Source organism: Enterobacter mori LMG 25706 (assembly GCF_000211415.1).
Lineage (GTDB): Bacteria > Pseudomonadota > Gammaproteobacteria > Enterobacterales > Enterobacteriaceae > Enterobacter > Enterobacter mori.
Window position 1 is genome coordinate 470,664 of record NZ_GL890780.1, and the last position, 26,118, is coordinate 496,781.

Annotated in this window: 25 protein-coding genes; 11 read left to right on the forward strand and 14 right to left on the reverse strand. The window is 56.4% G+C overall.

Features of this window, described 5'->3' with window-relative positions; translation table 11 throughout:
• Positions 1–33 precede the first annotated feature (33 nt).
• Positions 34–522: a TIGR00645 family protein gene (locus ENTMO_RS0120440; protein WP_010435582.1), complete on the reverse strand. Its 489-nt coding sequence runs from the start codon at positions 520–522 to the stop codon at positions 34–36.
• A gap of 81 nt (positions 523–603) precedes the next feature.
• Positions 604–1,107: an ESA_00282 family adhesion-associated protein gene (locus ENTMO_RS0120445; RefSeq protein WP_010435584.1), complete on the reverse strand. Its 504-nt coding sequence runs from the start codon at positions 1,105–1,107 to the stop codon at positions 604–606.
• 104 nt (positions 1,108–1,211) lie between these two features.
• Here ENTMO_RS0120445 and ENTMO_RS0120450 point away from each other — a divergent pair, with 104 nt between their 5' ends.
• Entirely contained in the window at positions 1,212–1,616 is a 405-nt protein-coding gene (locus ENTMO_RS0120450) for a hypothetical protein (protein WP_010435585.1), read from the forward strand.
• Complete coding sequence (locus ENTMO_RS0120455) at positions 1,597–2,064, forward strand: hypothetical protein (RefSeq protein ID WP_041951451.1); 468 nt, start codon at positions 1,597–1,599, stop codon at positions 2,062–2,064. The genes ENTMO_RS0120450 and ENTMO_RS0120455 overlap by 20 nt, the downstream gene beginning before the upstream one ends.
• On the opposite strand, the gene ENTMO_RS0120460 is transcribed toward ENTMO_RS0120455, so the two are convergent.
• The 3 genes from ENTMO_RS0120460 to exbB all read right to left on the reverse strand — a co-directional run bounded on the left by ENTMO_RS0120460 (position 2,061) and on the right by exbB (position 4,947).
• Positions 2,061–3,512, reverse strand: a complete 1,452-nt coding sequence (locus ENTMO_RS0120460) for a methyl-accepting chemotaxis protein (RefSeq protein WP_010435589.1) — start codon at positions 3,510–3,512, stop codon at positions 2,061–2,063. The genes ENTMO_RS0120455 and ENTMO_RS0120460 overlap by 4 nt on opposite strands.
• Positions 3,513–3,785: 273 nt before the next feature.
• A complete protein-coding gene (gene exbD / locus ENTMO_RS0120465; RefSeq protein ID WP_010435590.1) occupies positions 3,786–4,211 on the reverse strand; it encodes a TonB system transport protein ExbD in 426 nt (141 codons plus the stop codon).
• Between the two features lie 4 nt (positions 4,212–4,215).
• A complete protein-coding gene (gene exbB, locus ENTMO_RS0120470; RefSeq protein WP_010435591.1) occupies positions 4,216–4,947 on the reverse strand; it encodes a tol-pal system-associated acyl-CoA thioesterase in 732 nt (243 codons plus the stop codon).
• A 252-nt stretch (positions 4,948–5,199) separates the two neighbouring features.
• Between exbB and metC the strand changes: the two genes are divergently transcribed.
• Positions 5,200–6,387 carry a cystathionine beta-lyase gene (gene metC, locus ENTMO_RS0120480; protein WP_010435593.1) on the forward strand — a complete coding sequence of 396 codons (1,188 nt, stop codon included), beginning with the start codon at positions 5,200–5,202 and terminating at the stop codon, positions 6,385–6,387.
• Between the two features lie 142 nt (positions 6,388–6,529).
• Positions 6,530–7,189 carry a DedA family general envelope maintenance protein YghB gene (yghB, locus tag ENTMO_RS0120485; protein WP_010435594.1) on the forward strand — a complete coding sequence of 220 codons (660 nt, stop codon included), beginning with the start codon at positions 6,530–6,532 and terminating at the stop codon, positions 7,187–7,189.
• 45 nt (positions 7,190–7,234) lie between these two features.
• Here the strand turns inward: yghB and ENTMO_RS0120490 are convergent, their stop codons facing one another.
• Entirely contained in the window at positions 7,235–8,134 is a 900-nt protein-coding gene (locus ENTMO_RS0120490; RefSeq protein ID WP_010435596.1) for an AraC family transcriptional regulator, read from the reverse strand.
• A gap of 195 nt (positions 8,135–8,329) precedes the next feature.
• Between ENTMO_RS0120490 and yqhD the strand changes: the two genes are divergently transcribed.
• Both yqhD and dkgA read left to right on the forward strand, forming a co-directional pair.
• Complete coding sequence (yqhD, locus tag ENTMO_RS0120495) at positions 8,330–9,493, forward strand: alcohol dehydrogenase (RefSeq protein WP_010435598.1); 1,164 nt, start codon at positions 8,330–8,332, stop codon at positions 9,491–9,493.
• Between the two features lie 105 nt (positions 9,494–9,598).
• A complete protein-coding gene (gene dkgA, locus ENTMO_RS0120500; RefSeq protein ID WP_010435600.1) occupies positions 9,599–10,426 on the forward strand; it encodes a 2,5-didehydrogluconate reductase DkgA in 828 nt (275 codons plus the stop codon).
• Between the two features lie 97 nt (positions 10,427–10,523).
• On the opposite strand, the gene ENTMO_RS0120505 is transcribed toward dkgA, so the two are convergent.
• The 5 genes from ENTMO_RS0120505 to ENTMO_RS0120525 all read right to left on the reverse strand — a co-directional run bounded on the left by ENTMO_RS0120505 (position 10,524) and on the right by ENTMO_RS0120525 (position 17,982).
• Positions 10,524–12,698, reverse strand: a complete 2,175-nt coding sequence (locus ENTMO_RS0120505) for a YgiQ family radical SAM protein (RefSeq protein ID WP_010435603.1) — start codon at positions 12,696–12,698, stop codon at positions 10,524–10,526.
• A 131-nt stretch (positions 12,699–12,829) separates the two neighbouring features.
• Positions 12,830–14,242 (reverse strand): cell division protein FtsP, encoded by a 1,413-nt coding sequence (gene ftsP / locus ENTMO_RS0120510; RefSeq protein ID WP_010435605.1) that lies wholly within the window; start codon positions 14,240–14,242, stop codon positions 12,830–12,832.
• A 59-nt stretch (positions 14,243–14,301) separates the two neighbouring features.
• The gene (gene plsC, locus ENTMO_RS0120515; protein ID WP_010435607.1) at positions 14,302–15,039 is read right to left on the reverse strand and encodes a 1-acylglycerol-3-phosphate O-acyltransferase; all 738 of its coding nucleotides are present in this window, start codon (positions 15,037–15,039) and stop codon (positions 14,302–14,304) included.
• Positions 15,040–15,203: 164 nt separating this feature from the next.
• On the reverse strand, positions 15,204–17,462 hold the full coding sequence (gene parC, locus ENTMO_RS0120520) for a DNA topoisomerase IV subunit A (RefSeq protein ID WP_010435608.1): 2,259 nt from the start codon (positions 17,460–17,462) through the stop codon (positions 15,204–15,206).
• A gap of 118 nt (positions 17,463–17,580) precedes the next feature.
• Positions 17,581–17,982 carry a YgiW/YdeI family stress tolerance OB fold protein gene (locus ENTMO_RS0120525; RefSeq protein ID WP_029485199.1) on the reverse strand — a complete coding sequence of 134 codons (402 nt, stop codon included), beginning with the start codon at positions 17,980–17,982 and terminating at the stop codon, positions 17,581–17,583.
• Positions 17,983–18,121: 139 nt separating this feature from the next.
• Between ENTMO_RS0120525 and qseB the strand changes: the two genes are divergently transcribed.
• The 5 genes from qseB (at position 18,122) to lysM (ending at position 21,740) form a co-directional block, all read left to right on the forward strand.
• Positions 18,122–18,781 carry a quorum sensing response regulator transcription factor QseB gene (gene qseB, locus ENTMO_RS0120530; protein WP_010435610.1) on the forward strand — a complete coding sequence of 220 codons (660 nt, stop codon included), beginning with the start codon at positions 18,122–18,124 and terminating at the stop codon, positions 18,779–18,781.
• Positions 18,778–20,115: a quorum sensing histidine kinase QseC gene (qseC, locus tag ENTMO_RS0120535; protein WP_010435611.1), complete on the forward strand. Its 1,338-nt coding sequence runs from the start codon at positions 18,778–18,780 to the stop codon at positions 20,113–20,115. Before qseB ends, qseC begins: the two co-directional genes overlap by 4 nt.
• Before the next feature lie 104 nt (positions 20,116–20,219).
• Positions 20,220–20,801 carry an NAD(P)H-dependent oxidoreductase gene (locus tag ENTMO_RS0120540; RefSeq protein ID WP_010435612.1) on the forward strand — a complete coding sequence of 194 codons (582 nt, stop codon included), beginning with the start codon at positions 20,220–20,222 and terminating at the stop codon, positions 20,799–20,801.
• A 30-nt stretch (positions 20,802–20,831) separates the two neighbouring features.
• On the forward strand, positions 20,832–21,146 hold the full coding sequence (locus tag ENTMO_RS0120545; RefSeq protein ID WP_010435613.1) for a putative quinol monooxygenase: 315 nt from the start codon (positions 20,832–20,834) through the stop codon (positions 21,144–21,146).
• A 153-nt stretch (positions 21,147–21,299) separates the two neighbouring features.
• Positions 21,300–21,740, forward strand: a complete 441-nt coding sequence (lysM, locus tag ENTMO_RS0120550; RefSeq protein WP_010435614.1) for a peptidoglycan-binding protein LysM — start codon at positions 21,300–21,302, stop codon at positions 21,738–21,740.
• A gap of 32 nt (positions 21,741–21,772) precedes the next feature.
• Here the strand turns inward: lysM and ENTMO_RS0120555 are convergent, their stop codons facing one another.
• The 3 genes from ENTMO_RS0120555 to ENTMO_RS0120565 are packed head-to-tail and all read right to left on the reverse strand — an operon-like array spanning position 21,773 to position 26,100.
• On the reverse strand, positions 21,773–22,960 hold the full coding sequence (locus ENTMO_RS0120555) for a glycoside hydrolase family 88 protein (RefSeq protein WP_010435616.1): 1,188 nt from the start codon (positions 22,958–22,960) through the stop codon (positions 21,773–21,775).
• 27 nt (positions 22,961–22,987) lie between these two features.
• On the reverse strand, positions 22,988–24,253 hold the full coding sequence (locus ENTMO_RS0120560) for an oligosaccharide MFS transporter (protein WP_010435618.1): 1,266 nt from the start codon (positions 24,251–24,253) through the stop codon (positions 22,988–22,990).
• Between the two features lie 32 nt (positions 24,254–24,285).
• Positions 24,286–26,100, reverse strand: coding sequence for a DUF2264 domain-containing protein (locus ENTMO_RS0120565; protein ID WP_010435619.1), 1,815 nt, complete (start codon positions 26,098–26,100; stop codon positions 24,286–24,288).
• Between the last annotated feature and the right edge of the window lie 18 nt (positions 26,101–26,118).

The window sequence follows — 26,118 nt, forward strand, 5'->3', positions numbered from 1 at the left end:
TCCCTGTGGGAGAGGGTTAGGGTGAGGGGGAAATTATTTCTTACTGATCTTATCCAGATACCCCATCACAAACGCAGACAGCACAAACGTCAGGTGGATGATCACATACCACATCAGTTTGTTATCCGGGACGTTTTTCGCGTCCATAAACACGCGTAACAGATGAATAGAGGAGATCGCCACAATCGACGCAGCCACTTTGTTCTTCAGCGACGAGGCATCCATTTTACCCAGCCAGTTGAGCTTCTCTTTGTGCTCGGCGATATCAAGCTGGGAAACGAAGTTCTCATAGCCAGAGAACATCACCATCACCAGCAATCCGCCCACCAGCGTCATGTCCACCAGCGACAGCAGCACCAGAATCAGGTCCGCTTCGGCGATCGAGAAGATGTCTGGCAAGACGTGAAAAATTTCCTGGAAGAACTTTATGCTCAGCGCGACCAGTGCCAGGGAAAGGCCAAAATAGACGGGTGCCAGCAGCCAGCGAGAGGCGTACATTGCGTTTTCAAAAAAGCGTTCCATAGAGTCCTGTCTGCAATCGAAACCAGCGGGCAGTATATCTCAACGACGCTCACTGTTTGCAACAACTAACCAACACCACGCCTACACCTCTTCCGGGTTAACCTCCGGTCGCGCGTACTCCGGCCAGACCAATACCACCAGCTCCGGGTAGGCTTCCAGACTGAACTCGCGAAAACACTGACGCAGGTTTAATACGTCCAGGTCGGAATACGAGACTTTCTCGCCATTAAGACAGCGCTTTTTGATATTGTCATAATATTTATAGACAGCGGAATTCAGGTCGCTGCAGCGACGCTGCGCTTCAAACAACCCCGGCGTGTCATTAATTTCTGACATTTTCATCCGCTTAATTGTCGCGTGCAAAAAGTCGATATATTCATGGTTCACCCGCCAGTACCAAACCGGTGTCACCGAGTTCATCAATACAGAGAAATGATCTTCTCCTTCCTCTTTTGTCATCAACTCTGGTTGCGGCGGTTCACTGGCGCCTTTCGGCACTTTCGTTTTATTGAACTCTTGCATCAATAAAAGCACACCAGCGGTCAGTAATAGTAATGTGATGACCGTAAAGAAAATGCTGTTCATGGGTAGGCTCCATTTTTTTTGATTTTAAAATTGCCTCATGTTATTGTCAACGAATCTCACGCCTTTACCAACCCCACCCTGTTGAAATTAAAGGAAATTAAAAAATGCTGCCCGACAGTCTCGTCCCGGCTAAGTACCACATTGCGCCTGTGGAACAGCAACCGACGAAAGAAGAAAAAGAGGCTAATTTTACTCAGGGAAAAAGAAAGCTCTCCGATTTCGAGTCTGACATATTAATTGGTGTTTCCCGAACGGGCAAATCCCGTAATATGGTGTTGGAGGAGCATGACCGCCATATTAAAGACCGTTTATTTCGCGCTGTGAAAATTGAAGCCTTGGCGCACCTGCTGAATGATCTGCAAGCCGAAGGTGAAATAGATGCCCAGCAGCTCAGTCAAATAATGGCTGAAAAGACCAAAGAAATAAACGAAATGGGTAATGAAATTTGGCTTAATTTAATTACTCGAGAAAAAAACGCCCCCATTTTTTATGACTTCGGGGAAGATTAACGTGAAACCAGTTAATGATAATAATGTCTATTTGACTTTAGATGATAAAAAAAGCGATGAATTTATCTTAAAGCAAAATCTCGAAGCATTAAAAAAGAGTAAAAATGAAGAGATGACGCGTATTACCCAGGATCTGGTATCGATCCCGGCCACGCTCGTGCGCCTAAAATGGCAGAACCGCCGCGAAATATACCCGTTACAGGTGAAAGAAGAGATCTACGGTGCCGTGATGAATGCCATCATCGAGCAGCGCCCGGAGCTGAAAGAGAAGCTTCTGGGACGTCTGGAGGCCAATTATCAGTATCTGCTGGCGAGAGAGACCGCGACGCTGCGCCTGACCCGTAAACTGTCTGAGGGGGATTATCACACCTCAAACGTCACCCACGTCGCGCTCAATGAAGACGCGCTGGTGACTGGCACCCGCTCCCCCTCCGAACCGCAAAGCTAGTTAAATTTGAATACGGCAATCGCCTCTTTTAACTGACCCGTCTGCTGCCGCTGCGCGTCGGCCACCTGCAATGTTTGCGCAACGTGACGCACATTCTCCTGTACGCTGGCATCGATGCTGGCAATGCTGTCGTTCATCTGCGCAATGCTTGCCCGCTGCTGCTCGCTCATCTGCGACAGCTCTTCCAGCAGAGAGCGAAGCCCTTCGATACTCTCAATGATCGACTTCATTGTCATACCCGCGTGCTCAACCTGTTCGACGCCCTGCAGCGTGGTCGCCTGCGATGCGGTCAGAAGCTGGCGGATATCTTTTGCCGCCCCCTCGCTGCGCTGGGCCAATACACGCACTTCTGAGGCAACCACAGCGAAGCCTTTGCCATGTTCGCCTGCTCTTGCAGCCTCCACCGAGGCGTTGAGTGACAGAATACTTGTCTGGAACGCGATCCCGTCGATCATCTCCAGAATGGCGTAAATACGCTGCGACTCCTCGCGAATGTGCTCCATCGCCGCAATCGCCTGCCGTACATTATGGCCCCCCTGCTCCGCCACGTTACTGGTGCTTATAGCCACTTCCCTGACCTGGCTGGCTTTTTCACTGGTCAGGGTAGCGACAGCACTTAACTGTTCCATCGCACTGGCCGCCGTTGCCAGTGAACTGGCCTGATGATCGGTGCGTTCTGACAGCGCGCTGTTGCGTTGTCCTAACGCACGGGATGCCTCCAGCAGTTGTCCAATATTGGCGCTGACCTGCTCAAGCGTGGCGCGCATGGTGCCAAGCGTCAGGCTAAACGTGCGGGCAAAAGGAGACTCTGCAGGCTCCGCATCGACGGCAAGCGTGAGGTATCCTGGCTCGCGGTTGATCACGCCCGCGAGCCCTGCCACCTCACTCGCAGAGCGGGCGTCCTGCTCCATTCGTATCGCCAGCAGGACCAGGATCGCGGTCTGGACCACGACAAACAAGCCATGAAAAACCACCATATGAAAGCCGGTGTGCATGAACACCACCACGCCGTAAAGGTCATTCTCCTGCAGATAGTTAAACACCAGATGATGTAACGCAATGACCGCGGCCCCCATCACCAGGGGCCGCCAGTCTCGCCAGGCAAGCAGCGCGGAAAGCAGGACGAAAACCGAGAAATGGTATTCGGTTTCCCCCTCGCCCAGATGAATGAGCAGCGCGGAAAAGGCCATTAGCACAAAAGCAGAGCTCAGGCGGAGCAGCAGCGCGCCGGGAAACAACAGCGTCAGCAGCGTCGATAAACAGGCCAGAGAGGTGCCGACAATGACCCCCTGCACAACATTCTCGTTCAAATAACCGACACCCAGCGAGATACCCCACAGCGACCAGATAAGCACCAGAATTAGCCTGTCGGCGCGTCGTCGAATTGCAGGAAGCGCAAACTGGTCGTTTTGAGGCGCGTGTGGATACAGCCATGTCATCGTAGCCATAGGGAGTCTCTTGCTGTGCAGGTGAAAAGATCCTTCGAAGAAGGATTGTTTTTATTATCTTTGTTAAGCGTAGTGGGGATATTCCACGACGCCATTTCAGCAAACGATATATTTTAACGGCGTAGCAGAATACTGATATTTACTTAACTATCAATAGATTATTAATTATGGCTTTATTAATAAATAAATATGAAGAATGGGGATATGCAGCAGAAAATAATAACGATTTAACATAGTAACAAACAAAAAAGCTGGCTTTCGCCAGCTTCCTTATCACTTCGCGGCCGCTTTTTCTTCGCCGACCAGACCAATCTTCAGGTACCCCGCCTGATGTAGCGTGTCCATCACCCTCATCATGGTTTCATAGTCGACGGTCTTATCTGCACGGAAGAAGACGGTGGTGTCTTTCTTGCCGCCGGTCAGCTGATCCAGCGCCGGAATGACTGACGCATCCGTTACCGGGTCGTTACCCAGGAACATAGATTTATCCGCTTTCACCGACAGATAGATAGGCTTTTCCGGGCGCGGCTGCGGCTGGCTGGACGAGGCCGGGAGATTCACCTTCACGTCGACCGTCGCCAGCGGCGCTGCCACCATAAAGATAATCAGCAGAACCAGCATGACGTCGATAAACGGCGTCACGTTGATCTCATGCATTTCACCGTTATCGTCCAGATTTTCGTTTAGACGCATTGCCATACGATCAACCTACGCGCAGTTTAGAGGCCGCATGCACCGGTTTAACGGAGCTGGCGTTGAGGTCCAGGTCACGGCTTTGCAGCAGCAGAACCTGTGCAGCAACGTCACCGAGCGTGGCTTTGTAGCTGCCAATCATACGCGCGAAGATGTTATAGATTACGACCGCAGGGATCGCGGCAACCAGACCAATGGCCGTTGCCAGCAGCGCTTCTGCGATGCCTGGTGCAACCACCGCCAGGTTAGTCGTTTGAGTCTGCGCGATGCCGATGAAGCTGTTCATGATGCCCCAGACGGTACCGAACAGGCCGACGAAAGGAGAAATCGCCCCGATGGTCGCCAGATAACCATTACCGCGGCCCATATGACGACCGACGGCGGCTACGCGGCGTTCCAGACGGAAGCCGGTACGTTCTTTAATGCCTTCGTTATCTTCACTGCCTGCGGAGAGTTCCAGCTCGTTCTGTGCTTCATTAACTAACATGCTGGTCAGGCTTTTCGCATGGAAGGATGAGGTCATATCAGAAGCCTGATCCAGAGAACGGGCTTCGGCCAGCTGCTGCTGTTCGCGCTTAAGGCGGCGCTTCTGAGAAAGCAGCTCGGCGCTCTTGCTGAAGAAAATAGCCCAGGTGACAACGGACGCCAGAATCAGGCCGATCATCACAATCTTAACCACGATGTCAGCATGATGATACATGCCCCAAACGGAGAGATCCGTCTGCATCAAATTATTACCCACTCTGTATCTCCAGGACGCAAATCACAAAATCTGAGCGTAATAATATCAAAACGTCGTCGAATTGATAGTAGTTCTCATTAGTATTTACATAGTGCCGTAATTTTCGCTCACATTCCTTGCGCTTACGCAGTAAAAATTTCTTATGCGTATTTTTCATAATATTTTCTGCTTATTCGATAAGCATCCGGGTGCACATTTTTACAATCGTGGTAGTCTGGACGTCCAGACGTATAAAAAACAGGGTTAGCGAACATGACAAAGAAGCATCTTGATACCACGCTGGTGCAGGCAGGACGCAGCAAGAAATACACCCAGGGATCGGTAAACAGCGTGATTCAACGCGCTTCCTCGCTGGTGTTTGATACGGTTGAGGAGAAAAAAATCGCCACGCGCAATCGCGCGAAAGGCGGGCTGTTTTATGGTCGTCGCGGCACGCTAACCCATTTTTCTCTACAGGAAGCCATGTGCGAGCTGGAAGGCGGCGTGGGCTGTGCACTGTTCCCCTGCGGCGCGGCGGCGGTTGCCAACACCATTCTGGCGTTTGTGGAACAGGGCGATCATATCCTGATGACCAACACCGCCTACGAGCCAAGCCAGGATTTCTGCACCAAAATCCTCAGCAAGCTCGGCGTGACCACTGGCTGGTTTGACCCGCTGATCGGGGAAGGCATTGCCGAACTTATTCAGCCAAACACGCGCATTGTGTTCCTGGAATCTCCCGGCTCAATCACCATGGAAGTGCACGACGTGCCTGCCATCGTGAAGGCCGTGCGCAGCAAAGCGCCGGATGCGATTATCATGATCGACAACACCTGGGCGGCAGGCGTGCTGTTTAAGGCGCTGGAATTCGATATTGATATTTCGATTCAGGCGGCGACAAAATACCTGATTGGGCACTCAGACGGCATGATCGGCACGGCGGTCTCCAACGCGCGCTGCTGGGATCAGCTGCGTGAAAACGCCTATCTGATGGGGCAAATGGTGGACGCAGACACGGCCTACATGACCAGCCGGGGCATCCGCACGCTGGGGGTTCGTCTGCGTCAGCACCATGAAAGCAGCCTGAGAGTTGCCGAGTGGCTGGCGCAGCATCCGCAGGTGGAGCGCGTGAATCACCCTGCGCTGCCGGGCAGTAAAGGTCACGAATTCTGGCAACGTGACTTTACGGGCAGCAGCGGCCTGTTCTCCTTCGTGCTGAAAAAGCGCCTGAACAACGACGAGCTGGCAAGCTATCTGGATAATTTTACCCTCTTCAGCATGGCCTACTCCTGGGGCGGCTTTGAATCCCTGATCCTGCCTAACCAGCCGGAACACATTGCGGCCTTGCGCCCCGGCGGCGAAGTGGACTTCAGCGGCACACTGATTCGATTGCATATTGGTTTAGAAAATGTGGACGATTTAATTGCGGATTTGTCAGCAGGGTTTGAACGTATCGTGTAGAGTGCAGGCTGAAAATGTACTCCTGGACGTTTTTGTGAACACTGCAAGCAGAAAAGTCTGCATGAGTTGCGTCCGCGATCAACCCCAGCGGGCCAATTCGGGAGTACAATAGCGTTATATCTGCTGTTCCACAGGAAAGTCCATGGCTGTTATTCAAGATATTATTGCGGCGCTCTGGCAACACGATTTTGCCGCGCTGGCGGATCCGCACGTCGTGGGGATTGTTTACTTCGTGATGTTCGCGACGCTGTTTCTGGAAAATGGATTACTGCCAGCTTCGTTTCTCCCCGGTGACAGCCTGCTTCTGCTCGCAGGCGCGTTAATCGGTAAGGGAGTGATGGACTTCACGCCGACGATGGTGATCCTCACGTCAGCCGCCAGCCTGGGCTGCTGGCTGAGCTATTTACAGGGCCGCTGGCTTGGGAATACGCGCGTCGTAAAAGGCTGGCTGGCGCAGTTGCCGCATAAATATCACCAGCGCGCGACCTGCATGTTTGACCGGCACGGCCTGCTGGCGCTGCTCGCCGGGCGTTTCCTGGCATTTCTTCGCCCGCTTCTCCCCACCATGGCGGGCATTTCCGGCCTGTCGAACCGCCGTTTCCAGTTCTTCAATTGGCTGAGCGCCCTGCTGTGGGTTGGTGTAGTCACCACACTCGGCTACGCGCTGAACATGATCCCGTTTGTGAAACAGCATGAAGACCAGGTGATGACCTTCCTGATGGTGCTGCCGATGTTCCTGTTGGTGGCGGGGCTGGTAGGGACGATTGCGGTGGTGATTAAGAAAAAGTACTGCAGTGCATAAACAAAAGCCGGGTGGCGCTATCGCTTACCCGGCCTACGTTTCCCCTCAGGCTCCCTGCATGGTTCGGATGCGCGACGCATCTTCTCCCGGCGTGACGCCGAAATAGCGCTTAAACTCCCGACTGAACTGCGACGCGCTTTCATAACCCACCCGCATCGCCGCCGCGCTGGCCTTCATGCCGTCGTGGATCATCAGCATCCGCGCCTTGTGCAAACGGTAGGTTTTGAGGTACTGCAGCGGCGAGGTGCTGGTCACCGATTTGAAGTTATGGTGAAACGCCGAGACGCTCATGTTCGCTTCCGCGGCCAGCTGGTCGACGCTGAGGTTTTCCGTGTACTGGCTTTCGATACGCTTAAGCACGCGGCTGATCAGGCTGAAGTGGGTCTGTCGGCTCACCAGCGCCAGTAACGCACCGCCTCCCGGCCCCAGCAGCACATGGTAAATAATTTCACGGATAATCTGCTTGCCGAGAATACGCGCGTCCAGCGGCCTTTCCATCACGTCCAGCAGACGTTCAATGGCGCAGAGGATCTCCTCCGACAGCGTCGCTGAGTTAATCCCGCTTGCCGCCATCGAAGGCTGGAAAAACTCGTCTTCACCAATCTCCATCAGCAGCTCCTGCAGCTGAAGAATATCGACGTTGACGCGAATACCGGCCAGTGGAACCGCCTCTGTCGCGAAGGTTTCACATTCGAAGGGTAAAGGTACTGTCAGAAGCAGGTATTCATTGGTGTCGTAGCGGAACACGCGCTCGTTGATATAGCCAATTTTATGGCCCGAGAAGAGAAAAACGATGCCCGGCTGGTACATCACCGGCGTGCGCGTCCCGGGCTGCGTGCCGTAGAGCAGGCGAATGTCAGGAAGCAGGTTACTGACACCCTTTTCGTTATCTATCAGTCTTTTAATCTGCGTAGTGAGCTGATGGCAGATCGCTTCACGGTTCATATTACGTTACTCCGGGCACGGTTTCCGACGATGACAGTGTGCGTCGTTTTCCGCGCTTTCTCCAGCGCTCTGTAGAAATGGGCAAGACATCGGCAGGAATGTGCATTGAGAGGATAGCCCCGGGCGGCCACAATGTGCAGCATCAGGTAGCCCTCTGCGCCACCACGGTTTTTCACCCACTAAAGGGAACGAGCAATGAACAACTTTAATCTTCACACCCCAACCCGCATTCTGTTTGGTAAAGACGCCATCGCCGACCTGCGCGCGCAAATCCCCGCTGACGCCCGCGTGCTGATCACCTACGGTGGCGGCAGCGTGAAAAAAACCGGCGTGCTGGATCAGGTTTACAGCGCCCTGGACGGAATGGACGTGCGTGAGTTCGGCGGCATTGAGCCAAACCCGTCTTACGAAACGCTGATGAACGCGGTGAAAATCGCCCGCGAAGACAACATCACCTTCCTGCTGGCGGTCGGCGGCGGCTCCGTGCTGGACGGCACCAAATTCATCGCGGCGGCAGCGCACTACGCTAACGGCATCGATCCGTGGCACATTCTGGAAACCCGCGGCAGCGATATTAAAAGCGCCATCCCGATGGGCTCCGTGCTGACCCTGCCAGCGACCGGCTCTGAATCCAACAAGGGCGCGGTGATCTCCCGTAAAACGACCGGTGACAAACAGGCCTTTATGAACGAACACGTTCAGCCTGTGTTTGCCATTCTGGACCCGGTGTATACCTACACCCTGCCTGCGCGTCAGGTGGCGAACGGCGTGGTCGATGCCTTTGTTCATACCGTTGAGCAGTACGTCACGTATCCGGTCGATGCCAAAATCCAGGATCGCTTCGCGGAAGGCATTCTGCTGACGCTGGTCGAAGACGGCCCGAAAGCGCTTAAAGAACCGGAAAACTACGACGTGCGTGCCAACGTGATGTGGGCGGCAACCCAGGCGCTGAACGGCCTGATCGGCGCTGGCGTGCCGCAGGACTGGGCGACCCACATGCTGGGCCACGAGCTGACGGCGATGCACGGTCTGGATCACGCCCAGACGCTGGCGGTCGTTCTGCCTGCCCTGTGGAATGAAAAACGCGACACCAAGCGTGCCAAGCTGCTGCAGTACGCCGAGCGCGTGTGGAACATCACCGAGGGTTCTGACGATGCGCGTATTGATGCCGCCATCGAAGCGACCCGCAGCTTCTTTGAAGGTCTGGGCGTGCCAACGCGTCTGTCTGGCTACGGTCTGGACGGCAGCTCCATCCCTGCTCTGCTGGCAAAACTTGAAGAGCACGGCATGACCCAACTGGGTGAGCACGGCGACATTACGCTGGACGTCAGCCGTCGCATTTACGAAGCGGCGCGCTAAGCGTTTTTGCCCTCCCGACTTTCGTTTTTTGACATTTCGTCCAGACTTAATGCACACCCCATCGTCGGAGTCCCCCTCCGACGATGCGCACCTGAAGGAGGAAAAATGGCAAACCAAACCGTAATCAAGCTGCAGGACGGCAACGTGATGCCCCAGTTGGGGCTAGGTGTATGGAAAGCCGGTAACGACGAGGTCGTCTCCGCCATTCATAAAGCCCTGGAAGTCGGCTATCGGTCGATTGATACCGCCGCCGCGTACAAAAACGAGGACGGCGTGGGGACCGCACTGGCCAGCGCTGGCGTCCCCCGCGATGAGTTATTCATCACGACTAAACTGTGGAACGACGATCAAAAACGCCCTCGCGAAGCCCTGCAGGAGAGCCTGGAAAAGCTCCAGCTCGATTTCGTCGATCTCTGGCTGATGCACTGGCCGGTTCCGGCTATCGATCACTATGTTGATGCCTGGAAAGGGATGATTGACCTGCAAAAAGAGGGGCTGGTGAAAAGCATCGGCGTCTGTAACTTCCAGGTGCATCACCTGCAGCGTCTGATTGATGAAACCGGCGTTGCGCCTGTCATCAACCAGATTGAGCTGCACCCGCTGCTGCAACAGCGCCAGCTTCATGCCTGGAACGCCACGCATAAGATCCAGACCGAATCCTGGAGCCCGCTGGCGCAGGGCGGCGAAGGGGTATTCGATCAGAAAATTATCCGTGAGCTGGCGGATAAATACGGCAAAAGCCCGGCGCAAATCGTCATTCGCTGGCATCTGGATAATGGACTGGTGGTGATCCCGAAATCGGTCACGCCGTCGCGCATCGCCGAGAACTTCGACGTCTGGGATTTCCGGCTGGATAAAGATGAGCTGGGTGAGATTGCGAAGCTGGATAAAGGTAAACGTTTAGGCCCGGATCCGGATCAGTTTGGCGGTTAAGTGCGTAAAAAAGCCGGGTGGCGGCTTCGCCTTACCCGGCCTACGCGCTGACCTGTAGGCCCGGTAAGCGACAGCGCCACCGGGCATTGTTACAGGTTTAACCCGTCTTACGTTTTACGTTCTTCTTCGTTCCCGCCCCACCGTTCGAACGCTGATGCACAATCGGCGTGTGCTTGGTCAGCGCCGGACGCGTATTGCGGTTCTGGCGACGCGCTTCGCGCATCTCATCCAGCGTCGGGGCCGGTACCAGGCAGTCGCGTCGCGAGCCGATCAGGTGTTTTTTACCCATATCTTCCAGCGCCTGACGGATCAGCGGCCAGTTTTTCGGATCGTGGTAACGCAGCAGCGCTTTATGCAGACGACGCTGTTTATCCCCTTTCGGCACCACCACCTCTTCACTCTTGTAGCCAATCTTACTCAGCGGGTTCTTGCCGGTGTAATACATGGTCGTCGAGTTGGCGAGCGGTGACGGATAGAAGTTCTGCACCTGATCCAGACGGAAGCGACGCTGCTTCAGCCACAGCGCCAGGTTGACCATGTCCTCATCGCGCGTGCCCGGGTGGGCGGAGATGAAGTACGGGATCAGATACTGCTCTTTACCCGCCTGCTTCGAATAGGTGTCGAACAGCTCTTTAAAGCGATCGTAGCTGCCCATGCCCGGCTTCATCATTTTCGACAGCGGGCCTTCTTCAGTGTGCTCCGGGGCAATTTTCAGATAGCCGCCGACGTGGTGCGTCGCCAGCTCTTTGATGTAGCGAGGATCTTCCACCGCGATGTCGTAACGTACCCCGGAAGCGATCAGGATCTTCTTGATGCCCTTCAGGTCACGCGCGCGGCGATAGAGGTTGATCGTCGGCTCGTGGTTGGTATCCATATGCTCACAAATGCTCGGATAGACGCAGGAGAGGCGACGACAGGTTTGTTCCGCGCGCGGCGACTTACAGCGCAGCATGTACATGTTCGCGGTTGGGCCACCGAGATCGGAGATCACGCCGGTAAAGCCCGGCACCGAGTCGCGAATCGCTTCGATCTCATTGATGATCGAATCTTCAGAGCGGCTCTGGATAATACGGCCTTCGTGTTCGGTAATGGAGCAGAAGGAACAGCCGCCGAAGCAGCCGCGCATGATGTTGATCGAGAAGCGGATCATCTCATACGCCGGGATACGGGCATTGCCGTACGCCGGGTGCGGCACGCGCTTGTACGGCAGCGCAAAGACGCTGTCCATCTCTTCGGTGGAAAGCGGGATCGCCGGTGGGTTGATCCAGATAAAGCGCTCACCGTGCTTCTGCATCAACGCGCGGGCGCAGCCCGGGTTGGTTTCATGGTGCAGAATACGGGACGCGTGCGCGTAGAGCACCTTGTCGGCTTTCACCTTCTCGTAGGACGGCAGCAGCACGTAGGTCTTTTCCCACGGTTTCGGGCGCGGCGGCTGCACAACAATAGCCTTCCCTTCCGCTTTTTTCGGCTCAACCGGTTTGTTATCGGCACACGGCAGATCTTCGCCGTACGGGTGCGGGATCGGGTCGATTTTGCCCGGCATATCAATGATACGGGAATCCACCCCGCTCCAGCCCGGCAGCGCCTCTTTCACCATGAGCGCGGTATTGCGCACGTCGCGGATGCTGCTCACCGGTTCACCCTGCGACAGACGGTGCGCCACTTCCACCAGCGGACGCTCGCCGTTACCGTAAATCAGCATGTCGGCTTTGGAATCCACCAGCACCGAGCGGCGAACGGTATCTGACCAGTAGTCGTAGTGCGCGGTGCGGCGCAGGCTCGCCTCGATTCCGCCCAGGATCACCGGGACGTCTTTCCAGGCTTCTTTGCAGCGCTGGGTATAGACCAGGGTAGCGCGGTCCGGACGTTTGCCCGCCACGTTATCCGGCGTGTAGGCATCGTCATGGCGCAGCTTACGGTCGGCGGTGTAGCGGTTGATCATCGAGTCCATGTTGCCTGCGGTCACGCCGAAGAACAGGTTCGGTTTACCCAGACGCATAAAGTCGTCTTTGCTGTTCCAGTCAGGCTGGGAGATGATCCCCACGCGGAAGCCCTGCGCTTCGAGCATACGGCCACAAATCGCCATACCAAAGCTCGGGTGGTCAACGTAGGCATCGCCCGTGACCAGAATGATGTCGCAGCTATCCCAGCCCAGTTGGTCCATCTCTTCCCGGGACATCGGCAGGAACGGCGCCGGTCCAAAGCAGGCCGCCCAGTACTGGGGCCAGGAGAAGAGGTCACGATCCGGCTGGATCAGGGAAATTGCGCTCATAATGCTTCCGAAGAAAAAATAGACAAAAGGGCGGGGATTATACGCTGGAACAATGTGGGAAATGAAGGGGTATTATGCGGGCTGTTGCCCTCACCCCAACCCTCTCCCACCGGGAGAGGGAGAAAAACAATTTACGGTGCCGGATTGATCAGCATCTGCCCCACTGATCCCCTGTCCATCATCTCCAGCGTCTGGCTATGGAACAGGAACGGGAAGTGCGGCCATGAAGGCTGACCATAGTAGACGAGCAGTTCAACCTGACCATCCACCCAGACGGTGTCTTTCCAGCCGCGATCTTCCGGGAACGGCATGGCGCCATTGACGTTGCGGATCAGGAATGACACCCCTTCAATATGGAACGACTGCGGCATATCCGAACGAACCGTCCAGCGCTCCCAGGTCCCCTGCTGCGCGGTAATGTCGATACGGTTCACATCCCACAGCGCGCCGTTGATGCCCGGATCGTCGCCCAGGCTGATATCTCGGCTGCGCACCGGCGAACCGCTCATGATCTCCTGCGGCAGCAGGCGCATTGGCAGGCTATCGGTCACCAGCGGCAGCAGACCGGTTGGGCGCAGGGTTAATACCAGCGTAGAGACCAGAATGCTCGACGGCTCAAAGAACCCGCGAATGCGGTCAACAATGCTCGCCGCTTCACCACAGGTGACGGAGACTTCATCCCCGTTAGTCATATCCACCAGGATTTCACGACGTTCACCCGGCGAGAGCGCCAGCTGTTTAACGGAAACCGGTGCGGGTAAAAAACCCTGATCGCCTGAAATCACGTGCAGCGCGCGGCCGTCGCTCATCTGCAGCTGGTAGCGGCGCGAGTTGGAGGCGTTCAGCAGACGCAGGCGCACCCAGCCACGCGAGACTTCAACATAGGGGCTTTGCGCGCCGTTAACCAACAGCGTATCGCCAACAAAACCACCGCTGCCCGGCTCGCTGTATTCCGGCGTACCGAAATTATCGAGGCGTTTATCCTGAATAATGACCGGGAAATCATCCACGCCGTAGTGATTCGGGATCGGCAGCGATTTACTCACCTCATCCTCAATCAGCCACATACCGGCCAGGCCGTTGTAGACCTGCTGGGCGGTGCGGTTCGGCGTATTGGCGTGGTACCACAGCGTGGTCGCGCTCTGGCGGATAGGGAGGACGGGCGCCCAGTCGGCGTTTGGCGACATCATGCGCGCCGCGCCGCCGATCAGCGGCCCCGGCACCTGCAGCCCGCTGACGGTCATCGCGACATTTTCAGTCGTCCGGTTACTGTAAATCAGCTTAACGTCATCGCCGTTCCACACGCGAATGGTTGGGCCAAGGTAGCGCCCATTGATTCCCCAAATCTGCGCGCGCGTTCCCTGAGTAAAGGACCAGTGGCTACGCTGTAGCGTGAGGAAAAGCGGCTGCCCGCGACGGGATTCAATCAACGGCGGAATAGGCAGCGGCTGTTGCTGCCCGGCGGCGCTGGCTGTCCGCGGTATCGCACCTGCACAAAGGGCGATCCCCGAAGCCTGAATAAACTGACGCCGACTGAATGACATATAAGCTCCATCTGAAACGACTAACAACGCGGGAATTCGTTTTCCCTTATAACGCCGGATTAAATCTTACCGGCGGCTTCTCTCTCTGCGACTTCTTTGTCGAGCAACGCAATATGCTGAGCCATCAGCTCACGGCAATGAGCTGCCAGTTCGCGCACCTGATCTTTGCCATATTTACTGGTATCCACCGGCGGCAGCATTTCGACAATGACCAACCCGTTATTCAGGCGGTTAAGATTAATCTTATTAGAAGTATTGGAAACACACACAGGAATAATTGGAACCCCTGCCGCAATTGCGGCATGAAACGCACCGGTTTTAAACGGCAGCAGGCCACGACCGCGGCTACGCGTCCCTTCCGGGAACATCCAGATTGAGATTTTGCGTTTCTTAAAGTGATTCACCACTTCCGCAATAGTGCCATGCGCTTTGGCTCGATTATTACGGTCAATCAACAAGTTACCCGTCAGCCAGTAGAGCTGACCGAAAAACGGGATCCACAACAGACTCTTTTTCCCCACCGTCACGGTTGGCGGCAGTACGATGTTTGCGGCGGTCACCATATCGTAGTTGTTCTGATGGTTAGCGATATAGATGGCGTTGCCGAACTGCTCCGCGCCTTCCGGCAGGCGTTTTTCCACCTTCAGACCAAACAGCGGCGCAAGGCGGCCAAACATATGGCCAAAGGTGGCGACATGCTTAGGATTACGCGGACTGAACAGGCAATAGATGCAGCCGAAAACACAGACCAGAATGCAGTAGATAACGGTAAGAATGAGACGAACAATGTATAGCATAGCGACCTCTGCAGCCCTGACAGCTGACAATTATACTTCACCTGTGGCCAGGTAAGGACTTTATTACGAGCGCGTATTGTTAATCGCAACGCACGAATTAACAACGATTTTACGGGAAATTTTCGTGAAATGCCCCCTCCGGAACGGAGGGGGGAGGCGTTACGTTACTCTTCGCTGTCGCCCGCGGTGCTGCGCGCAGGAGAGTCAATCTCCACGCGGTCGATACGCTGCAGGCCACGCATCAGCGAGCCACGACGACCGCGCTCGCCAACAACCTTCTGCAGCTCTTCCGGACGCAGTTTGATTTTACGCTTGCCGACATGAATCGTCAGCGTGCTCTGCGGCGGCAGAATGAAGAGGTGCGCCAGGCCATCCTCGCCTTTCGCCGCTTCCACTGACGGGATGTTGATGATCTTGTTGCCTTTACCTTTCGACAGCTCCGGCAGGTCGCTGACCGGGAACATCAGCATACGTCCGGCAGAGGTGATCGCCAGCAGCATGTCGCTCTCGTTCTCAATCACCAGCGGCGTCATCACGTGGGCGTTGGCCGGCAGGCTAATCAGCGCTTTACCGGCGCGGTTACGCGACACGAGATCGTTAAAGGTACAGATAAAGCCGTAGCCCGCATCGGAGGCCATCAGCAGTTTTTGGTCATCCGCTTCCATCAGCATATGGTCAACCGTCGCGCCCGGCGGCAGCGTCAGCTTGCCGGTCAGCGGTTCACCCTGCCCGCGCGCGGAAGGCAGCGTGATCGGGTCGATGGCGTAGCTGCGACCGGTGGAATCGATAAACGCCACTGGCTGGTTGCTCTTGCCTTTCACCGCCGCTTTGAAGCTGTCGCCCGCTTTATAGCTCAGGCCCGGCGCGTCGATATCGTGGCCTTTGGCGCTACGCACCCAGCCGCTCTGCGACAGCACAATGGTCACCGGCTCGGACGGCTGCATGTCGTGCTCGTTCATCGCCTTCGCTTCTTCGCGCTCGTGCAGCGGAGAACGACGGTCATCGCCAAAGGCTTCGGCATCCGCCTGCAGCTCTTTCTTCAGCAGGGTATTCATCTTGCGCTCGGACGCCAGAATCGCCTGCAGCTGATCGCGCTCTTTTTCCAGCTCGTTCTGCTCGCCGCGGATCTTCATCTCTTCCAGTTTAGCGAGATGACGCAGCTTCAGTTCGAGGATGGCTTCGGCCTGGGTTTCGCTGATGCCAAAGCGCGACATCAGCGCGGGCTTCGGCTCGTCCTCGGTACGGATGATCTCAATCACTTCGTCGATATTCAGGAACGCCACCAGCAAACCTTCGAGGATATGCAGGCGCTTAAGCACTTTTTCCAGACGGTGGTTCAGACGACGGCGCACCGTATCGCGGCGGAACGTCAGCCATTCGGTGAGGATCTCCAGCAGGTTTTTCACCGCCGGGCGACCGTCAAGGCCAATCATGTTCAGGTTAATGCGGTAGCTTTTTTCCAGATCGGTGGTGGCGAACAGGTGGTTCATCACCTGTTCCATGTCCACGCGGTTAGAACGCGGGACGATCACCAGACGGGTCGGGTTTTCGTGATCCGATTCGTCGCGCAGGTCGTCCACCATCGGCAGCTTTTTATTGCGCATCTGGGAGGCGATCTGCTCCAGCACTTTCGCGCCGGAGACCTGATGCGGCAGCGCGGTGATCACCACAGCACCGTCTTCTTTATTCCACACCGCGCGCATGCGTACGGAGCCGCGACCGTTCTGGTAGATTTTGCGGATTTCCGCGCGCGAGGTGATGATCTCGGCTTCGGTCGGGTAATCCGGCCCCTGCACGATATCCAGCAGCTCGTCCAGCGAGGTTTTCGGCTGTTCAATCAGAGTGATGGCGGCTTTCGCCACTTCGCGCAGGTTGTGCGGCGGAATGTCCGTCGCCATACCGACCGCGATACCGGTGGTGCCGTTCAGCAGGATGTTCGGCAGACGCGCAGGCAGCATTTTCGGCTCCTGCATCGTACCGTCGAAGTTTGGCACCCAGTCAACGGTTCCCTGACCCAGCTCGCCCAGCAGCACTTCGGCGTATTTAGACAGGCGGGATTCGGTATAACGCATCGCCGCGAAGGATTTCGGATCGTCCGGCGCACCCCAGTTCCCCTGCCCGTCCACCAGCGGGTAGCGGTAAGAGAACGGCTGCGCCATCAGCACCATCGCTTCATAACAGGCGCTGTCGCCGTGCGGATGGTATTTACCCAGTACGTCACCGACGGTACGGGCGGATTTCTTGAACTTGGCGCTGGCGCTCAGGCCCAGTTCGGACATCGCATAGACGATGCGGCGCTGAACGGGCTTCAGGCCATCCCCGATAAACGGCAACGCCCTGTCCATGATGACGTACATGGAGTAGTTCAGGTAGGCGTTTTCCGTGAATTCATGTAGCGCGAGGCGCTCTGCCATATCGCTCATTACGTGTGATTCCTCAACTCAGAAACCGAAGGGTTTCAGGCAATATTGCCGCAGATACTACCTCATCTGACGAATTGAGTCACAAAGAAAAAGGGCCGCACAGGCGGCCCTTTTCGGGTTATTTGTTCAGCTTGATGACCTGCTTCACGTCGATTTCAAACTCGTTCCAGTCTTTATCGACTTTACCCTGGAGTTCGACCTTATCCTGCGGGCTGACGGTCACGCCGTTCCAGCGCTTGTGGTCAATCTCAACCACCACCGTGCCGGTTTCATCGCGGAAGGTGTAGCGGTCATCGGACAGGCGCTCGGTGATGTTCCCGCGCAGCTTCACCCAGGCATCGTCCTTCAGATCCTTCACTTTTGCCGCCGTCGTCAGGTTGGCGTTGTTATCCACAAAACCGCCCTGCTGGGTTTGCGTCTGGGTCGCGGTTGCGGACGGGCCGTTAAATCCGCCCTGCGCGGCAAAAACAGGGGCAGTGGTCATCATCATGATGGCAGCAAGTGCAGCGAATTTTTTCATCTTAATCTCTCCCTTTAATGTGGTTTCGCAGTCCATTAAACAGGGTAATCCTTAACAACTTCTTAAGGGGGAAATTTATTTATTTTTACTGTACAGCATGTTGATTCAGAGGGTTTACTGACGGCATCAAGGAGGGAACATGCGCATTTTACTGGTAGAAGACGACAGGCTCATCGGCGACGGCATCAAAGCGGGCCTGAGCAAAATGGGGTTTAACTTGGACTGGTTTACCGACGGGAAAACCGGTCAGGCCGCGCTGTATAGCGCGCCCTATGATGCCGTAGTGCTGGATCTGACGCTGCCGGAGATCGACGGGCTGGCGATCCTGCGCGCCTGGCGCGAAAGCGGGCGCAGCGAGCCGGTACTGATTCTGACGGCGCGGGATGCGCTGAACCAGCGCGTCGAGGGGTTGCGCCTGGGCGCGGACGATTACCTTTGCAAGCCGTTTGCCCTGATCGAAGTGGCCGCGCGCCTTGAAGCGCTGGTGCGGCGCAGCCACGGTCAGACCCGCAGCGAGCTGCGTCATGGTAAGGTCACGCTCGACCCGACGAGCCTTGTCGCCACGCTGGAGGGCGAAACGCTGACCCTCAAACCAAAAGAGTTCGCCCTGCTGGAGCTGCTGATGCGCAATGCGGGCCGCGTGCTCCCCCGCAAAGCAATTGAAGAAAAGCTCTATAACTGGGATGACGATGTCTCCAGTAACGCCGTAGAGGTCCACGTCCATCATCTTCGCCGCAAGCTCGGCAGCGCGTTTATCCGCACCGTGCACGGCATCGGCTACACCCTGGGTGACGCATGAAACTGAGCCTGAAACTCCGCCTGACGCTGCTCTTCCTGCTGCTCTCCCTGACGGCCTGGTTTGCCGCCAGTCTTGTCGCGTGGCAGCAAACGACGCATAAGCTCGACAAGCTCTTTGATACCCAGCAGATGCTGTTTGCCAAACGTCTGCTGACGATGGACCTGGACGAGATCCGCGCGCCGGAGCGCATGCGCGAGGTGCCCAAAAAAGCCAAACACGGGCATCTGGACGATGACGCGCTGGCCTTTGCCATTTTCAGCGCCGACGGCAGCATGATCCTCAACGACGGTGAAAACGGGCACGATATTCCGTATCACTACCGCCGCGACGGATTTGCTGACGGGCGGCTTCAGGATGACAACGACGAATGGCGCTTTTTATGGCTGACGTCGCCAGACGGTAAATACCGCGTGGTGGTCGGCCAGGAGTGGGAGTACCGCCAGGACATGGCGCTGGACGTGGTGAGCTCGCAGCTTACGCCGTGGCTGGTGGCGCTGCCCGTCATGCTGCTGTTGCTGATCCTGCTGTTGAGCCGCGAGCTGAAGCCGCTGAAAAAGCTGGCGCAGACCCTGCGCTCCCGCACGCCGGATGCCACCGATAAACTCCCAACGGAAGGTGTCCCCACTGAGGTGCGTCCGCTCCTCGACGCGCTGAATCACCTCTTTATGCGCACGCAAGAGATGATGAGCCGCGAGCGCCGCTTTACCTCCGATGCCGCCCACGAGCTGCGCAGCCCGTTAGCCGCCCTGAAGGTGCAAACCGACGTGGCGCAGCTGTATCAGGACGATCCCGAGGCGCAGTCCAAAGCCCTTTCGCAGCTTCATGCGGGTATCGACCGCGCCTCCCGGCTGGTGGATCAGCTCCTTACGCTGTCGCGCCTGGATTCGCTGGATAACCTGGACGGTGTCGAGCCGATTGTCATGGCCGATTTCCTGCAGTCCGCAGTGATGGATATTTATCATCCGGCGCAGCAGGCGGGCATTGATGTGCGCCTGAATATCCATGCGCCAGAGGTGAAACGCGCGGGTCAACAGCTGCTCCTGAGCCTGCTGGTACGTAATCTGCTGGATAATGCAGTACGTTACAGCCCGCGCGGTAGCGTGGTGGACGTGACGCTGGACGGTCACCGCTTCACCGTGCGTGACAACGGCCCCGGGATTTCCCCCGACGCGCTGGCACGTATTGGCGAGCGCTTTTATCGTCCACCGGGGCAAGATGCCACCGGAAGCGGGCTGGGGTTATCGATTGTTAAACGCATCGCCACCCTCCACGGTATGCGCGTCTCGCTGGCTAATGCGCCTGAAGGGGGCGTTGAGGTCAACGTCAGCTGGTAGGCATTATTGCGCTGTGTGCAAAAGACTTTGCACATTTTGCTTATTTTTCCGCTCCGTCCTCGCGCGTAGAATCCCCTACATACTCTCAACACCGAGGACAACTAATGAGCAACATTTTGATTATCAACGGCGCGAAAGAGTTCGCGCACTCTAAAGGCCAGTTGAATGACCCCCTGACCGAGGTCGCGGACGGTTTCCTGCGCGACGCCGGGCATGATGTTAAGGTCGTGCGCGCGGACAGCAATTATGACGTGAAAGCCGAAGTGCAGAACTTCCTGTGGGCCGACGTGGTGATCTGGCAGATGCCGGGCTGGTGGATGGGCGCGCCGTGGACCGTGAAAAAATACATGGATGACGTGTTCACTGAAGGCCACGGTTCGCTGTATGCCAGCGACGGTCGTACCCGTTCAGACGCCTCCAAAAAATACGGTTCCGGCGGCCTGATTCAGGGCAAAAAATATATGCTCTCCCTGACCTGGAACGCCCCGATGGAAGCCTTCACCGAGAAAGATCAGTTCTTCGAAGGCGTGGGCGTAGACGGTGCGTATCTGCCGTTCCACAAGGCGAACCAGTTCCTGGGCATGGATCCGCTGCCGACGTTTATCGTTAACGACGTCATTAAAATGCCTGATGTCCCGAGCTATATCGCAGAATATCGCAAGCATCTCGCGGAAATTTTTGCTTAACTGGTAACCTGGAATTAGAAGGAGTTAACCATGCTTACCGTAATTGCTGAAATTCGTACTCGTCCAGGTCAACATCACCGCCAGGCGGTGCTGGATCAGTTCGCGAAGATTATCCCGACCGTACTTGAAGAAGAAGGCTGCCACGGCTATGCGCCGCTGGTGGATGCAGCCACTGATGCTAGCTTCCAGGCGACCGCGCCGGATTCAATCATGATGGTTGAACTGTGGGAAACCGTGGCGCACCTTGAAGCGCACCTGCAAACTCCGCACATGAAAGCGTGGAGTGAGGCGGTAAAAGGTGACGTGCTGGATACCCATATCCGTATTCTGGAGCAAGGGGTTTAAGGTTCGTGGAATTTGCCGGGTGGCACTGCGTTTACCCGGCCTACAAAACCTGACCCGTAGGCCCGGTAAGCGCTAGCGCCACCGGGCTTTTTGTATCACCTTAAAGCCCAACTGCTATGCTTATTCTGACTTCATTGTTAACAGGAGGATGGAATGGGTCTTTTTAACTTCGTGAAAGAAGCAGGCGAAAAGTTATGGGATAACCTGACCGATCATAAAGGTCAGAGCGACAAAGTCAGCGAGCACCTCAAAAAGCTGAATATTCCTGGCGCGGATAAAGTCCAGGTCACCGTTACCGACGGCAAAGCCAGCGTGACGGGCGACGGGCTGACGCAAGAGCAGAAAGAGAAAATTCAGGTTGCCGTGGGGAACATCGCAGGGGTGAGCGAGGTGGAGAACAACATCACCGCCACCGATGCCGAAGATGAAGCGACCTACTACACGGTTAAATCAGGTGACACCCTGAGCGCCATCTCCAAAACGGTGTATGGCAATGCCAACCAGTACAACAAGATTTTCGAGGCGAACCGCCCGATGCTCTCCAGCCCGGATAAAATTTATCCAGGCCAGACGCTGCGCATCCCGAAAGCGTAACCGCAGAGTCGGGGGGATCTCCCCCGACTGTTTTACCAGTACGATTTCCAGCTTTGCGTAAAGCGCACCAGCGCCTCAACGTAGAAGTAATCTCCCCAGCTTGCGCACTCATCCACCCCTTTATTGCTCGCCAGGTGATACACCGAGTGCTTCAGCAGTCCATTGCCCTTCTCGTCTTTGCCCATCAGATAGTGCTTCGTCAGCGACGACATGATCCCTTTCGCCCACTCCAGATAGCGCTCGCGATCCGGATCCGTAACCGGCAGATGCTTCACCAGTTCCAGCAGCCCGCATACCGCGATGGCCGCCGAGGACGAATCGCGCAGCGCGTCGGTGCCCACCAGCGCCAGATCCCAGTGGCAGACAGAATCCTCCGGCAGTCGGTTGAGGAAATAGTTCGCCAGCCGCTTCGACAGGGCGATCATCGTCCCGTCACCGGTATAGATATAGCTCAGCAGGAAGCCGTAAATGCCCCACGCCTGCCCGCGTGACCAGCACGAATCGTCGGCGTAGCCCTGCTGGGTATTGCCGTAGCGCGGCGCACCGGTGTTCACATCCATATAGTAGGTGTGGAACGTCGAGGCATCCTCACGGATGAGATACGTCGCCGCCTGCATCACGTGCGCTTTTGCAGCCTCGGCAAAGCGCGGATCGCCGGTTTGTTCCGTCGCCCAGTAGAGCAGCGGCAGGTTCATGTTGCAGTCGATGATCATGCGTCCGGCCTGTTCCGGATCGGCCAGATCGCCCCACGCCTGAATGATCTTCGCCTTCTCATGGAAGCGCTCCAGCAAGGCTTCCGCCGCCAGCAGGGAGAACCCGCGCGCCTCGCGATTCCCGGTCAGCCGCCAGGCCGCCACGCAGGAGAGCGTGTACAGGAAGCCCAGGTCGTGGGTGTTGGTGTCATTGCGTCCGGCGATGCGCAGGCCGAACGAGCGCACGTGCTTTTCCGCCATCGCGCGGAATTTTGCCTCGCCGCTCATCTCCCACGCCAGCCAGAGCTGGCCGGTCCAGAAGCTGGTGGTCCACTCCACGTTATCGGTCAGCGGGTAAAAACCGTCCTTACAGGTTTCTGCCGGGAACTGCTCGCCGAATTCGGTTAAATGACGGCTAATCAGGTCGAGGACATGGCCGCGTGCCGAGCTGAGTTCATCGCTAAATGCGCGTGGGTCAACGGGCGCGGCAATCGCGGGCAGGCGCTCCTCTTTGATACGACTTAACATATTTCGGTTCCTTCTTTGACGGCGTAATTATCGGGTAGAGGTTTCTGCTACGTTCAGCGTGCGGGGCCCGCGCCATTTGCTCTGACAGGCGGATAACGTGAAGGCAGAAATAAGGGTAAAGGTCAGCGCCGTGGCGCCCATGATGATATAGGTCTGTTCAAAGCCGATGCGATCGTACATATATCCCGCAGGCGAAGAGATGACCACGTTACCGACGTACAGCATTGCCTGATAGCCCAGTAAATACATGGTGGCGTTCACGCGCTTATCGAAATGCTCAGCGATATATTTAAACACCGAGACCAGCAGCAGACAGATTTCCAGGCCGTACAGGGGTTTAAGCACGGAAATTAACAGGTGTGAATCGCACATGCCGGAAATAATCAGACGCGCTCCCACCACCAGACCGACAATTAACAGCCCGCGCTTGGCGCCAATAAAGTTGACGAACAGCGGGATCACCATATACATGACGAACTCCATGCCGGACTGCACGGTGCCTAAATAGCCAAACACCGCGTTGCCCTGGTGAATATCGTCAAAGAAGGTGACGAAATAGCGCGAGAACTGCTGTTCGGCGATAAACATCATCCACGCCACGCCCGCCACGTACAGGCAGAACGCCCAGAATTTACGGCTGCGCAGCAGAGCGTACACGTCCGAAGGGGCGATTTTCTCTTTGGTCAGCACCTCACCGGCGTGAACGGAGTTAGTGTTCACTTTCAGGCTGAGCAGGACAATCAGCATCACCACAGAGGTCACGCTGCCCATAATAAAGTTATACGCAGGCGAGAGGTTAAACAGCAGGCCGGAGAAGGACGACGCCACCGCCCAGCCGAGCGAGCCCCACATGCGGATCTGCCCGAACTCCATGCCGTTCAGGCGGCTGAAGCGGTCAGAATAGGATTCACACGCCGCCACGCCCGCATACCAGGCAAAGCTCAAATAGAGCGCGCCGATAATTATCCCCAACATGGCGTTGGAGATTAACAGCGGCTGATAGACGTAAATAAAGAACGGCGCCATCAGGGCCGACATGGCGACCACAAAATAGAGCAGGTATTTGCTCATGCCGATTTTATCGAGAATATAGCCGTAGATGGGTTTGAGAATAACGGAGAAAATACCGTTCACCGCGAATACGGTTCCGATCACCGCCCCGCTGAGATTCGCTTTTTGACCGAGCCAGATAGCCAGCAGACCAATACTGGCGGACCAGGTAAAGAAATAGAGAAAAATAAAACTGCTGATTTTGTTATATTCGGTTCTGTTGGTTATCGATGTATTTTTCATACCATCCTCGCCGAGGTGTAGGATCAGAATTTTTATAATGTGAACGACAGTTGACGTTCGCCTCCAGGTTCGCGGATCTCGACCTGGTTTTGAGTGATATTCAGGTGCGGCCTGGCCGCACTATTTTGCTTTTCGCTGGCAAAGACGGCGCAGCAGAGCCAGCTTTCGCCTTGAGGGATATCGGTTTTTAACAGCGGAATGGTGGCGCACTCCGGGAACATGATGCTGCTGTTCGGCGGCGTAACGATGCTGTCCGGCAGGCGCGTGATGGCGGGCGACAGATCGACAATCACGCTGCTGCCGTTCTCGGCTGCCAGATAACAGCCGCGCTCGCGGATCTGGTGTTCGGTTTTCATCACCGCAAACCCACCCTCGGCCGTTTGCAGCGCGCGTGCGCTGTTGATGCGGTGCAGGCGCAGATGCCATTCCCCGAACGGCACTTGCCAGGTGTCGATATGCACGTCGTGCCACGGCGACCAGCGCGAGTAGAGGTAATTTTCATCCACCCGCACCGCTTCGCATTCGCGGCGACCGCGGTAGTAATCGTCTCCGTCCGCCAGCAGCAGCATGGAATCACAGGCCGCATGCTTCAGGCCAAAGCGCCCGCGCTCAATGGTGAAACCAAAGCGGCTGGAGTAGGCAAATTTAGTGTATTTGGCGTCGGTATTGACGTAGTTATTCAGCTCAAGCTGTCCGGCGGTGAGCATGGTGACGTGCTGCGACTTTTCCGCATGGATAAGGATCTGCCGGGCATGCGGAATCACGTGCTTTTCCGCCAGCGCGGGCAGCGGCTCCTCATCGGCCAGCCAGAACGGGTGCGTCTCCGGCAGCGCCAGAATGAGCCAGGTTTTCAGCGCCCAGTACGGCGAACCGGGCGAGTTATAGTCCTCGCACATCGCGAGGTTCGGATAGGCAAAGCCGAGGGTCAAAATGCCGTCGCGATCGGTAATCGGCTGCTGCTGCCACCAGCGCAGATGGCGCAGAATAATGCCCTTCACGATGCCCGGCGTGAACACCTCCAGCCCGGAAAAAGCCACCGCGCTCCAGAACGCGACCATGGCAAAACGGTAAGTCAGGCTGCGGCCAAACGGCACCGAGGCACCGTCGGCAGCGGACCAGTAGATAAAGTCTTGCGCGAACAGACGCGAGCGCTCGCGCAGCACGTCCGCCCTCGCCTCGTCGCCGCTCAGGGCGGCGTAGATCAGCCCGTAGAAGTGGAAGGCCATTGAAATGTAATAATCTTTCGGACGCCCCGGACCGTCGGAATACCAGCCGTCGCCCAGATAGTACGCGTCCATCAGCGCAAAGCGATGGTCGATGGCGCGCTGATCATACGGCAGCCCCGCGCGCTTGAATCCAAGCTGGACCATGATGGCGAAGTAGTTCCAGTTGCTGTCCGGCATCTGCGCGTCGGTAATCTGGCTGAGCCAGGCGTGGAGGTTCATCACTTCGCGCTCGGTGAAACGCTCGAGGAGTTTGTCACCCAGCAGGGACAGCCCCAGACCGTAGGCCGCCATCTCCACCAGACGCTGATCGTAGGGGCCGGTTTCACCCCAGTAGCCCGCACTTTGCGGATCGGTGCCCAGTTTGATGGCGTCCAGATATTTCTCACTCCACGACTCGCCCTCGCCGCCCGCCATCAGCGGAAACAGCCCCCACAGCGCGCGGGAAAGCCCTTCCATCTGCGCGATATCCGTCGCGTAGTGCGCGCAGGTCTCGCCCAGTGAAAAACGTGAACTGCCCGGCGGAAACTGCTTATCCAGCGCGCCCAGCATCCCGTTTAAATACGCCACCACGTCCCGGCGTGAAGACAACGGATTTGATTTTTCTTTGTTTGCCGCCCACATAGGTTTGCCCTCGTCATC